This window comes from Undibacterium sp. CY21W, from assembly GCF_014284265.1.
Classification (GTDB): domain Bacteria; phylum Pseudomonadota; class Gammaproteobacteria; order Burkholderiales; family Burkholderiaceae_D; genus Undibacterium; species Undibacterium aquatile.
Genome location: NZ_JACOGE010000002.1, coordinates 1 through 11,840, shown reverse-complemented (window position 1 = coordinate 11,840; position 11,840 = coordinate 1). Strand labels below are relative to the sequence as shown.

Here is an 11,840-nt window from a genome sequence, read left to right as displayed (position 1 = left end):
AGCCGCCGCCTATACCGCAACCTATACTGACAATGGGGTTGGTGTTGCAGGGACTTTGAGCTTTGGCACTCCCGCAGTGAGTGTGACGATGACACCCAATGCCAATGCCAATGGTGACGGTGGAATTGCTTACGGTTCTCCTGTGACGGCTGGCGTTGCCATTGCCAGCAATTCAAAGGATAGCAATTTGCCTGCGGTCGCTATGATTTGCCAAAATATTTCGGGATCGAGTTCAACCAAATCCACGGATGTGCTGGTCACAAGCACTGCCACACAAATTACCTCGGCAAGCGGTCTTGCGAATCAAACCTTTACTTTCTTCCGTGAAGACTGTTCGCAAGGTGGAACGAATCCGCCAACAACAAGCGGGAATGCCTTGGTATTTGACGCAAACGGCAATGTTACTGTAACGGGAACCGCGACGATTTCTTCGCCAACAATTTCAGCGAGTACATTTACTCTGGCTTTGAACGGGCAAGCTATCTATGACACAACGGCAGGTAAATATACCGTGTTTAATGCCTTTAGTTTTGTTAAACCGAACGGTTCAACAGGCTATGCGGTTATTGAGCATGATGCGCCGGCATTAAGTGGTATGACTAAGGGTGTGATTTCTGTCTGGTCTCAGCAATAAAGTTGTATAGAAAAGCTCAAATTACTCGGACTGCCACTCTGAAGTTGCACAAGATGTAAGTGTAAGAAAAGTCGTGCTCAAGAAGGAGAAACAACCCGGCTGCCGGTGACCACCAAGCCGCTGGCAGCAGCTAGAAATAACGACGACGCTATGCTGGAACAAGCTCAAGCTCAAAACTTAACGGTGCAAATTGAACCCGCTTGAATTCCACATGTTTCCATTCTGCGCCACCTAAAATACGCTTTACGGTAGCGATGTCATGAGTAGACGCATTGCAGCCAAAGACAATCTCGGCAATAGCCTCTTCAGAAAATTCGACAACTCCTGGTGCCGTTCTAACTAATCGATATTCTTTTTCATACGCCCAAGAATTGGATTTGCTAGAAAGGCTAGCTGCAATAATTCTATTTGTATAAAAATGATGGTGGTCAGTAATCAGACGCTGAGCTTTTTCTACCGTTAAATTTGGTTCGGAAAGCAGATCAGCAAGCTTTTTAGATTCTTGTTTGAAAAGGTCAATGAATGGGGGTGTCGCACAGTACTCAACATTAGAACCACCTAACAATCCATATTTTTTGTGGTTAGTAAGCATTTTATTAAAATAGTTTCTGTGGAATCCAATGCAAAATCCCAAATGAGCATTCCCATAGTGGGACCACATTAATGGGTCTTTTACGTTTTCCGAAAGAGAAAAGACTCCAGTCGTCTGCACAATTTTCTCGATGGATTCGTGCATATCTTCATCTAGGTTTTCACTAATAGAGCAAACTCTACGCCCTCGAAAGTTCAGCATAAGGTCTTTAGCAAAACCAGGTTTTTCACTGTCGATTGCAAATTGCAACTGCTTGCCGATCGTAAGACGGCAATCTAACGGATCATTAAGGCTAGCTGGTGCGGCAAAATATATTTCCCTATCGATCAATATCCGCAATCCAATCGAATTAAATGAGCGAAATTTATAAAGTACATTGTCGTTACTAACGTCTTTTGAACTTGATAACCCATTATTTGGGAAACCAAGAGATTTCGTTGATCCCATCAGTAGGTCAAAAGCCACGTCATTTTTTTCCACGATTTAAAACCTTGATTTTTTGCGGTTAGTCGTTTTTTTCTTGACAGTAAATTTTTACAGATATAGATACAATGCATTAATATTAACTCATAAATACGGAGCCGATATTTAATACTTTTTTAAGTAATCCATGTTACCGAAGCTATTAGAACGATCTGGTTATCTGACGGATTTCGACTCGTAACATTTATAGCTAATTAACTCAACCAGTTGGACAGCCCGGGCATTTCCATGTATCAAATTTTCAATTTTGGAATATGCTCCTGTTCCGCACCACCAGCTTCTCCACTACCTGATTTTTCAACGGCATAGTTCTTAATCACATTGCTATCATTGGCAATTTTCAAGGCAGGTCGGCAATCACGGATAACTTCAAGATTGGCTTTGCTCGGTTTGTAGCCAGTGATTTGTTCAGGACGAAATGCCCCTGATAAAACAGCCTCAAGAAATGCCTGTTCTTTGAAATGTTCGCTGCCAGTGAGGTGTAATCCCTCCCAGCCCTTTTCTTTGGCAAGCTTGATTGCTACTTTGATTTCTTCCTCTGTGCCGTTTTCGAATTTGATTTGACTGCCGTAGTCATAGATTTTTCCGCCACCGATCAGATTGAGTTGAAAGCAAATGCCAATGTCAGTTTCTATCTGATCTACGCCAGTGCATAGCCCGTCAAATATCTCCAGCAAGATTGGAATGTAGGTGCGACTGAAAATGGCTTCGCGGTATTTTCTGTGGTTCTTATAATCTGTCGCATTCAAAAATAAATGCTTCGCTTTTTTCGCTTCGACAATCTCAGTTTTTAATTGACTGTCGCTGACGGGCTCGTGTTCCAATTTCAATTCAGCGATTGCTTTTTTCCATTGCTGCTTACTCATATTTTTCTCCTTGATTAAGTTGTTGAGTTCCTTTCGTTTTGAGGTGATTCCTTGTTTATCCATGGCATGAGAATTTGCGCCGACATGCACGGTCGGGATTTGGTCTAGTCCTTGGTCTTGCAAACTGCGGTGATCTATACGGGATTTACTGGAAGTGATAGATAATCGTCTGTTGCAATGTTTTGCCCACTGCTCACGCCATTCTTCCAATTGTTCTTTACTATTCCAGGCACGGTTCTTTTGTCCGAATCCGTCGTTCGTAATATTGATGTCGCGGGTAGTGAGCAAAATATGGGCATGCGGATTACCCTTCTTATTGTGAATGACGACATCCGCAATCATGCCTTTGCTGGTGAGCTGAGTATGCACAAATCGCTCCAGCAAAATAATGTGCTGTGACGGGCTTAATTCAATCGGCAAGGCGATCATTAGCCTGAACGACCACCCAGACATCCGGCGAATATTTGCAGACTTTGAGATCGATACTGTGCCGATTAAATACACGGTCGGCGGCGGTGCAAAGAGTGTCGATAGAAACGAGGTGATTATTTATTCGTGGGACAGATCACGCGAGCCGGTTGGCTTGTTTTAATAATCTAAAGCTCCGATGTACTGGGATTTACTATTTATATGAAGCTGTTCAGTTATTGGTACATAATACTGATTAAAAATTCAGTATTATGCACTTATGAAAGCATACATTCTTCCCATGCGCCGTAACGGTATCGCGCTCCCAAAACGCCGCTTATTTGATCAATATAATCAAGGCCACTTTGGTGAGTTGTCGATGAGCACGACATCCGATCAAGGTCTGCATCGTGTCGTGCGGCTGGCTCGATTTGTTCGAGGAGTGTCGAAGTACACGCTGTTTGAACCGCAGATATTGTGGCTGGAAGGTGACAGGATGATGCTGTCTGGTTTTGAGCGAGTTGAAACTGAGCGGGGAGATGTGGAATATGCGCAGTCATGGCTGTGCATTTTGGGGGGGAATCCTGCTATTCCTGAATTGAACCGAGAGTAAAAAAAGCCCGGATATACCGGGCTTTCCATGCTGTCATTTTGTTGTCATTCCGGAGCCTAAACTACCCTAAAACACCCCATTTAATGACGACAATAAAATCATAACTCATTGATTTTATTAGTATTTTTGGCGGAGAAGGGGGGATTCGAACCCCCGGTAGGGATAAACCTACGCACGCTTTCCAGGCGTGTGACTTAAACCACTCATCCACCTCTCCTGCTTTTCGCCAATGCCAGATCAGCGAAGCTCGCTATTCTAGCAAAGTATTGAGGTAGATGGAAGTATGTTTTCAAGGTATTTGAAATATCATGCGCCAAGCCACGGCAAATCATTGGCGCACCAGCCCCCAACTGTTTTTCTGTGGCCATGCGCATCTCTGTCTCCTTCAAAGCCTTGCAGGATGTCAAAGCACTGGGTGTAGCCGGATTCGCTGGCGAGTTTTGCGGCATGACGTGAGCGCACACCTGAACGACACAGAAAAAGAATGACGGTATTTTTGTTTGTTGTAATGGCGGCGAGTTGCTGTAAGAAATCAGAGTTTTGCGCTCCGCCCGGATACAGACTCCACTGTACCGCAAAATGTTGAGTGTCGTGAATCAAGACCTTACCAACCCAATCACGTTCGGCATTGGTGCGGACGTCAACGAGGATGCAATCCGGATTCGACTGCAATAGTTCAAAGGCCTCAATGGGAGTGACCGCTCCGGCATACGGAAGCGATTGTTCCTGTGCGCGTTGTCGGGCAGACGTGAGTGTGGTGTTGCTAGACATAGTTAATCCAGTGCAGGCAGTTTGTGTGGGCATTTTCATTGAATTATGCATGAAGCGACACGCGTATGCATCGCTTCAGTGTGGTTTGATTGTTGGTGCGTATAAAATTCAGTTGTTAGCAGGCTCTGCGTCTGAGATGGATAATTTGCGTAGAAATCAGTAGTCATATGAGGGAGCACACTGAGAGTACACTCAATATTGGCGATAGTTTAAGTTGTCGATAGCACACCTATTTCGCAGTGCACATTAATGGTGCAATCATTTGCACCTAAAAAGTGCGATCATTTTTTTCATATACTTATTTTGTTTTTTTTGGTGCGTCACCAGAAGCTTTTGATTCTTGATTTTGATTAAACTTTTTAAAAACAAGGTGTTAGCGATAATTTTCTGTCGTTGTGCGGATTCTGGAATATGGCATAGTTTCTGCTATTATTGTTCACGGAGTTGAGCGGTCAGATGATTATGCAGAAGGAAAATTAACGACAGGTTTCTTTTGTCAGGATGGCAGAACGAAGGCTCAGTAATCCCCGATTTATTTTTAGCGCTACTTGAGGAGTTTCACATGGCAATGACAGCTGCAGAAGTTTTGAAGATGGCGAAAGATAACGAAGTGAAATTCGTTGATTTTCGTTTCGCAGATACACGCGGTAAAGAACAGCACGTGACTGTGCCTGTTTCTCACTTCGATATCGATAAGTTCGAATCTGGCCATGCATTTGATGGCTCTTCTATTGCGGGCTGGAAAGGTATCGAAGCTTCTGACATGTTGTTGATGCCAGATCCAAATACAGCGAATATCGATCCATTTATGGAAGAAACCACATTGTTTATGCAATGTGACGTCATCGAGCCTTCCGATGGCAAAGGTTACGACCGTGATCCACGTTCTATCGCAAAACGCGCGGAAGCTTATCTGAAATCTTCCGGTATCGGCGATACAGCCTATTTTGGCCCTGAACCAGAATTCTTTATTTTTGATGGCGTACGCTGGAAAATCGACATGTCCGGTTGCTTCGTCAAGATTGATTCTGAAGAAGCGTCTTGGACTACAGGTGAAAAACTGGAAGGTGGCAATACTGGTCATCGTCCTACAGTCAAGGGCGGTTACTTCCCAGTTCCTCCAGTCGACAGTTTCCAGGATATGCGCTCTGAAATGTGCCTGATTCTGGAATCTTTGGGCATTCCAGTGGAAGTACATCACCATGAAGTGGCTGGCGCTGGTCAAAATGAAATTGGTACAAAATTCTCTACATTGGTAGAGCGCGCTGACTGGACACAAAACCTGAAATACGTTGTCTGGAACGTGGCTCATACCTACGGCAAAACAGCGACTTTCATGCCTAAACCTATCGTTGGTGATAATGGTTCCGGTATGCACGTGCATCAATCTATCTGGAAAGATGGCAAAAATCTGTTCGCTGGCGACGGCTATGCTGGCTTGTCTGATTTCGCTCTGTACTACATCGGCGGTATCATCAAACATGCTAAAGCATTGAATGCGATCACGAATCCAGGTACTAACTCTTACAAGCGTCTGGTTCCAGGCTACGAAGCACCGGTGAAACTGGCTTACTCTGCTAAAAACCGTTCTGCATCTATCCGCATTCCTTACGTTGCGAATCCAAAAGGCCGTCGCGTTGAGGCGCGCTTCCCAGATCCACTGGCAAACCCATATCTGTGCTTCTCTGCACTGATGATGGCAGGTCTGGATGGTGTACAGAATAAGATTCACCCAGGTGAAGCAGCATCTAAAGATTTGTACCATTTGCCACCAGAGGAAGACGCATTGGTTCCAACAGTATGCGCATCTCTGGAAGAAGCCTTGGATGCACTGAATAAAGATCGCGAATTCCTGACTCGTGGTGGTGTGTTCAGCGACAGTATGCTCGACGCTTACATCGAACTGAAAATGCAGGAAGTTCAACGTATGCGCATGACTACGCATCCTGTTGAATTTGACATGTACTATTCCCTGTAATTGCAAGGGATGCTATAAAAGCGGGGGTAACCCCGCTTTTTTTGTTTTGTTACTGCGCGTAACGTGGAATTGTGAATATGCGCAGCATCGCATACACTACACCTCTGTTTTTGACTAGTGATTGAATATGAAGCGACTATTGATTGGTTTTATTTCGTTAATCGCCATCCAAAATATTGCCCACGCGCAGGCCGATGTGTTTTTATGCGTCGATGATAATGGCAAGAAAGAGTATAAAAATACGGGTGCAACGAAAGGCTGTAAGAGAGTCGAGTTGCCCGGCATTACAGTTGTTCCTGCCCCGGCTTTACCTTCCACTCCCAAGAAAACACAGGCAAAATCCGCTTCTAGCCCTGCAGATTTCCCTAAGGTTGACGAGGGAACACAAAAGGCCAGAGATTCGGATCGCCGGCAAATTTTGTTGGATGAGCTCAAAGCGGAAGAGCAAAAACTGGCTGATTTGAAAAAAGAGTACAACAATGGTGAGCCTGAACGTCGTGGTGATGAGCGTAATTACGCAAAATATCAGGAACGCACCGGAATGATGAAAGATAATATTAGCCGCACTGAAAAGAACATTGAGGCATTGCGGCGCGAAATTTCCAACCTAAAATAATGCAAAATCTCTGCTTTCCATGCAAGAAATTGAATCGGCGGGCATGATGCTTGCATAATAAGGTCGCACTATGCGGCCTTTTTTTATGGATTATGGTGAAAAATTCTCTCTCTATTCTGCCGGCATTCGCCGGACTTGAGCTACTCAGCTCTGCTGTCATCGTGTTTAATGCTGACGGTAGTATCAAGTTCGCTAATCCAGCAGCGGAGATATTGCTGGATTGTTCAGCGAAATCCCTGATCGACCAAAAGCTCAATGCTTTATTTTTAAATGGCGATGCTTTGTTGGCGGTGTTTCATCAGGCCGTCGCCCATCATTTCGCTGATAAGCGTCAGGATCTGACTCTGGAGCGTGCTGGCAGAGAGCCTTTGCATGTGCATAGCATCGTCACAGCATTAGATAATCCTGAAACACCAGTGTTGATTGAATTCCGGGAAAACGTCCAGCAACTCAAGCTGGATCGGGAAGAGAGGATGCTCGATCAGAGCAAGGCAAATAAGGAGCTGATCCGTAACCTCGCGCATGAAATTAAAAATCCACTCGGTGGCATCCGCGGAGCGGCACAGTTGCTTGAGTTGGAATTGCCGGAGCGCCAGCTCAAGGAATTGCGCGAGTATACGCAAGTCATCATCAAAGAGGCGGATCGCTTGCAGACGCTGGTTGATCGTTTGCTTGCTCCTCACCGTCTCCCTCATATAGTAGGTGATGTCAATATTCATGAAGTGTGCGAGCGGGTTCGCAGCCTGATTGTGGCGGAATTTCCCCAGGGGCTGACAATTCACAGGGATTACGATTTGTCGATACCGGAATTCCGTGGCGATAAGGAGCAGTTGATACAGTCAGTACTGAATATCGCCCACAACGCCGCACAGGCGTTAGCGGAGCGAATTCGTCACGGAGATGCAGAGCTGACTTTTAAAACCCGTGTCGTCAGGCAGATTACTTTAGCGAAGGTCAGATACAGGTTGGCATTAGACTTGCATATCATTGATAACGGTCCTGGAATCCCGCCTGAAATTTTTCACCGCATTTTTTATCCTTTAGTTTCAGGAAGAGATGGTGGCAGCGGACTTGGACTGACTCTGGCGCAAACCTTTGTCGATCAGCACTTGGGTGTAATTGAATGCGAGAGTCGTCCCGGTTGTACTGATTTCAGAATCCTTATTCCTCTGCCTTAAAGTTAGACGAGGAAACGCTTTATTAGTGCAAGTTAGCGCCTTTGCTAATCAATATGTTCAAACCTGGAACTAAAAAAAATATGAAACCTATTTGGATAGTGGATGACGATGATTCAATTCGCTGGGTGCTTGAGAAAGCGCTCGCAAGAGAAAATCTGACGACCAAGAGTTTTACAAATGCGCGCGATGCCATGACTGCTTTGCAGTCAGATACGCCACAGGTATTGGTTTCTGATATTCGCATGCACGGTGCCTCTGGCTTGGAACTGTTGCAAACCGTCAAAGCCAAACATCCCGGCTTGCCAGTGATTATCATGACCGCGTTTTCGGATCTGGATTCTGCTGTCGCTGCTTTCCAAGGCGGGGCGTTTGAATACTTAGCCAAACCATTTGATCTTGATAAAGCGGTTGAATTGATTCGTCGTGCACTCGATGAGAGTCTGCGCGAATCCAGCGTCGAACAAACGATTTCTGAAGCGCCGGAAATTCTTGGTCACGCACCTGCAATGCAGGATGTTTTTCGTGCGATAGGGCGTTTATCGCAATCGAACGTGACAGTATTAATTACCGGTGAATCAGGTAGTGGTAAAGAGTTGGTTGCCCGCGCCCTGCATAAGCATAGCCCGCGATCATCCCAGCCTTTTATCGCGCTGAATACTGCCGCGATTCCTAAGGATTTATTAGAGTCTGAATTATTTGGGCATGAGCGCGGCGCATTTACCGGGGCGCAGACGACACGACGTGGTCGTTTTGAGCAAGCAGAGGGCGGCACTTTATTTCTCGATGAAATTGGCGACATGCCATTCGATTTACAGACAAGATTATTGAGGGTGCTGTCGGATGGTCATTTTTATCGGGTGGGCGGTCATCAGCCGATGAAGGCGAATGTACGTGTGATTGCAGCGACCCATCAAAATCTTGAAACCAGAGTCCGCGAAGGTTTGTTTCGCGAGGATTTGTACCATCGCTTGAATGTTATTCGCTTGCGTTTGCCTAGTTTGCGTGAACGTCGTGAAGATATTCCTGTGCTGGCGAAATTTTTCTTATCTCAAAGTGCGAAGCAACTGGGTGTCGAGGTCAAACGTTTATCTGAGTCTGCTTTGCAGTTTTTGTCAGGATTGGATTTCCCTGGAAATGTCCGGCAATTAGAAAATCTGTGTAACTGGATTACCGTCATGGCGCCAGGTCAGACGGTGGAGATCCCGGATTTACCGCAGGATTTGTTGCCCTCAGGTGAGCAAGGTAACGGGGTAGCAACGACAGTGCATAGGGCTGAGGCAGAGCCCTATATCAGCAGCGCTTCTGAGGCGACCCTGTTGCATCACTCACATATTTCTGCCCCCGATCGCCAGCTCCATCCTGCGCAAAGCTGGATTGAGCTTTTAGAAGAAGAGGCAATGACGATGCTGTCGCAAGGACAGCCAGAGGTCATTGTGAAATTAGGTGATAAATTTGAAGCAATCGTGATTAAGGCTGCGCTCAAATATACACATGGACGGAAAAATGATGCTGCTGTCAGGCTGGGAATCGGACGTAACACGATCACGCGCAAAATACATGAATTGGGTATCGACGGCGCAAAAGATGACTGAACCGTTATCCAGTTACATGAAATTTTAACCCTCTGAATTCCGCAGAGGTTTTGAAGCGGTGCAGTTCTGATGTTTTTGGTGTTAACGAGATACGGGCAATTTCAAGATGAATCCGATTCACCTTGAAATTGCCCGTTCTTAATTGGTCTGTTTTGCGTTAGGTTAGTTGAATATTGAGTTAACTCTTAGCATTGATGGATAGTGCTACTGCTTCCGCAATTTTGATGCCATCAACACCTGCTGAAAGAATACCTCCTGCATATCCTGCACCTTCGCCAGCCGGGTAAAGTCCTTTGGTGTTCAGGCTTTGCAGGCCGTCGTCAGTTCTTTTAATGCGAATGGGTGATGATGTCCGGGTTTCGATGCCAGTCAGGATGCCATCGTTCATCGCAAAGCCTTTGATCTTTTTATCGAATTCAGGAATTGCTTCGCGTATCGCGTTAATCGCAAAATCAGGTAAGGCGTCGGCCAGATTACAAAGCGTCACGCCAGGTTTGTATGACGGAGTCACATTACCCAGTTCTGTTGATTTGATCCCTTTAATGAAATCGCCGATAAGCTGCCCTGGTGCATTGTAATTTTCGCCGCCCATTTTGTACGCGCGTTCTTCGAGTTTGCGCTGCAAATCAATACCTGCAAGAGGATTCCCCGGGTAATCTTCCGGAGAAATGCCGACGACAATGGCGCTGTTTGCATTGCGTTCATTGCGTGAATACTGACTCATCCCGTTGGTTACCACACGCCCTGGTTCCGATGTTGCAGCGACAACCGTCCCTCCGGGGCACATGCAGAAGCTATACACGGAGCGGCCATTCTTTGCGTGATGCACCAGCTTGTAATCTGCGGCACCCAGAATTTCATTTCCTGCGTTCGGGCCAAAGCGCGCTTTGTCGATGACGGATTGCGGGTGTTCGATACGAAAGCCGATTGAAAAGGGTTTAGCTTCAATATAAACGCCCTTATCGTAGAGCATCTGGAACGTGTCACGGGCACTATGGCCGATCGCAAGAACTACGTGATTTGATTCGATGTAGTCGCCATCATTCACGCGCACTCCGCAGACTTCACCATTTTTGATATCGATGTCCGTTACTTTTTGCTCAAAACGAATCTCGCCGCCAAGTGCTTCAATGTTATGTCGCATCTCTTCTATCATCTTCACCAGCCGAAAGGTGCCTATGTGAGGCTTGCTGACATACAGAATTTCTTCCGGCGCGCCTGCCTTTACAAATTCAGTGATTACTTTTCTACCGTAATGCTTTGGGTCTTTGATCTGACTGTACAGTTTTCCATCAGAAAATGTTCCTGCACCACCTTCGCCAAATTGCACATTTGATTCTGGATGGAGTTCACGCTTACGCCATAATCCCCAGGTGTCTTTTGTGCGCTCCCTGACGGTTTTTCCTCGCTCGAGAACGATGGGGCGATATCCCATCTCTGCCAGTAATAATGCAGCGAACAGACCGCAAGGTCCGAAACCGATAACAATTGGACGTTTAAATTTACTATCGTGAGCATGTGCAACGAACTTATAGCTGGTGTCTGGTGTGGCGGAAATATTTGATTGCTTGTTCAGACGAGCCAGTGCCTCAGATTCATTTTTTAATTCTACGTCGATGGTGTAGATCAGAATAATTGCAGTTTTCTTTCGTGCATCGTAGCTTCGCTTAAATATATTGAAGCCAATAAGATCCGATTCAGGAATTGCTAATTGTTCCAGTATCGCCCCTCTTAATGCGGATTCAGGGTGATCTAAAGGAAGTTTTAAGTCGGTGATGCGTAACATAGATGGTGTCCGTAAAACTAATCAGTAAAAACTGTTTAGTAATTTAATTCTGCGTAAAAGTAATATTTTACCTGTTACCGTAAAGGCAGCAGTTAATTGTTGCCCAGAACATGAGCTGTTGCGCAGGCATGTCCATGCCGCCGTCCTTCGCATATTCATTAAAATAATTTGCCAAGTTTATTGCGAAGGCGGTGTTGTTTTGCTATAGTTCGGCTCCCGCTGAAAGGCGGGGAAGAAAGTGAAGAGCTGCAAGTAAAAAAGCAGCCCGCACAGTCAACAGACCGAAGTCAGGCCAAGCGATCCGATTGGTGCCCGCACAACAA

Annotated in this window: 10 protein-coding genes, 1 tRNA gene and 1 pseudogene; 7 read left to right on the top strand and 5 right to left on the bottom strand. The window is 45.7% G+C overall.

Annotated features, from left to right (window positions below; all coding sequences use genetic code 11):
- Positions 1–82 precede the first annotated feature (82 nt).
- Complete coding sequence (locus H8K29_RS04650; RefSeq protein WP_186896628.1) at positions 83–634, top strand: hypothetical protein; 552 nt, start codon at positions 83–85, stop codon at positions 632–634.
- Positions 635–782: 148 nt separating this feature from the next.
- On the opposite strand, the gene H8K29_RS18165 is transcribed toward H8K29_RS04650, so the two are convergent.
- Positions 783–1,706 (bottom strand): DUF2971 domain-containing protein, encoded by a 924-nt coding sequence (locus H8K29_RS18165; RefSeq protein ID WP_186883300.1) that lies wholly within the window; start codon positions 1,704–1,706, stop codon positions 783–785.
- 236 nt (positions 1,707–1,942) lie between these two features.
- Complete coding sequence (locus H8K29_RS04640; RefSeq protein ID WP_255422801.1) at positions 1,943–3,004, bottom strand: MobA/MobL family protein; 1,062 nt, start codon at positions 3,002–3,004, stop codon at positions 1,943–1,945.
- On the opposite strand from H8K29_RS04640, the pseudogene H8K29_RS17875 reads away from it, so the two are divergent.
- Both H8K29_RS17875 and H8K29_RS04635 read left to right on the top strand, forming a co-directional pair.
- Positions 2,991–3,167 (top strand): annotated as a pseudogene (locus H8K29_RS17875) (DNA adenine methylase); the annotation flags it as partial. The gene H8K29_RS04640 and the pseudogene H8K29_RS17875 sit on opposite strands and share 14 nt — an antisense overlap.
- A gap of 96 nt (positions 3,168–3,263) precedes the next feature.
- On the top strand, positions 3,264–3,596 hold the full coding sequence (locus tag H8K29_RS04635) for a hypothetical protein (protein ID WP_186896626.1): 333 nt from the start codon (positions 3,264–3,266) through the stop codon (positions 3,594–3,596).
- 127 nt (positions 3,597–3,723) lie between these two features.
- On the opposite strand, the gene H8K29_RS04630 is transcribed toward H8K29_RS04635, so the two are convergent.
- A tRNA-Ser gene (locus H8K29_RS04630) sits at positions 3,724–3,813 on the bottom strand.
- A gap of 89 nt (positions 3,814–3,902) precedes the next feature.
- On the bottom strand, positions 3,903–4,367 hold the full coding sequence (locus H8K29_RS04625; protein ID WP_186896625.1) for a rhodanese-like domain-containing protein: 465 nt from the start codon (positions 4,365–4,367) through the stop codon (positions 3,903–3,905).
- Between the two features lie 562 nt (positions 4,368–4,929).
- Between H8K29_RS04625 and glnA the strand changes: the two genes are divergently transcribed.
- The 4 genes from glnA (at position 4,930) to ntrC (ending at position 9,731) form a co-directional block, all read left to right on the top strand.
- Positions 4,930–6,345 carry a type I glutamate--ammonia ligase gene (glnA, locus tag H8K29_RS04620; RefSeq protein ID WP_186883304.1) on the top strand — a complete coding sequence of 472 codons (1,416 nt, stop codon included), beginning with the start codon at positions 4,930–4,932 and terminating at the stop codon, positions 6,343–6,345.
- Between the two features lie 127 nt (positions 6,346–6,472).
- Positions 6,473–6,961 carry a DUF4124 domain-containing protein gene (locus H8K29_RS04615; RefSeq protein ID WP_186896624.1) on the top strand — a complete coding sequence of 163 codons (489 nt, stop codon included), beginning with the start codon at positions 6,473–6,475 and terminating at the stop codon, positions 6,959–6,961.
- A 92-nt stretch (positions 6,962–7,053) separates the two neighbouring features.
- Positions 7,054–8,139 (top strand): nitrogen regulation protein NR(II), encoded by a 1,086-nt coding sequence (glnL, locus tag H8K29_RS04610; protein ID WP_186883306.1) that lies wholly within the window; start codon positions 7,054–7,056, stop codon positions 8,137–8,139.
- Between the two features lie 80 nt (positions 8,140–8,219).
- Complete coding sequence (gene ntrC / locus H8K29_RS04605) at positions 8,220–9,731, top strand: nitrogen regulation protein NR(I) (protein ID WP_186896623.1); 1,512 nt, start codon at positions 8,220–8,222, stop codon at positions 9,729–9,731.
- A gap of 178 nt (positions 9,732–9,909) precedes the next feature.
- Here the strand turns inward: ntrC and H8K29_RS04600 are convergent, their stop codons facing one another.
- Positions 9,910–11,517: an NAD(P)/FAD-dependent oxidoreductase gene (locus tag H8K29_RS04600; RefSeq protein ID WP_186896622.1), complete on the bottom strand. Its 1,608-nt coding sequence runs from the start codon at positions 11,515–11,517 to the stop codon at positions 9,910–9,912.
- Between the last annotated feature and the right edge of the window lie 323 nt (positions 11,518–11,840).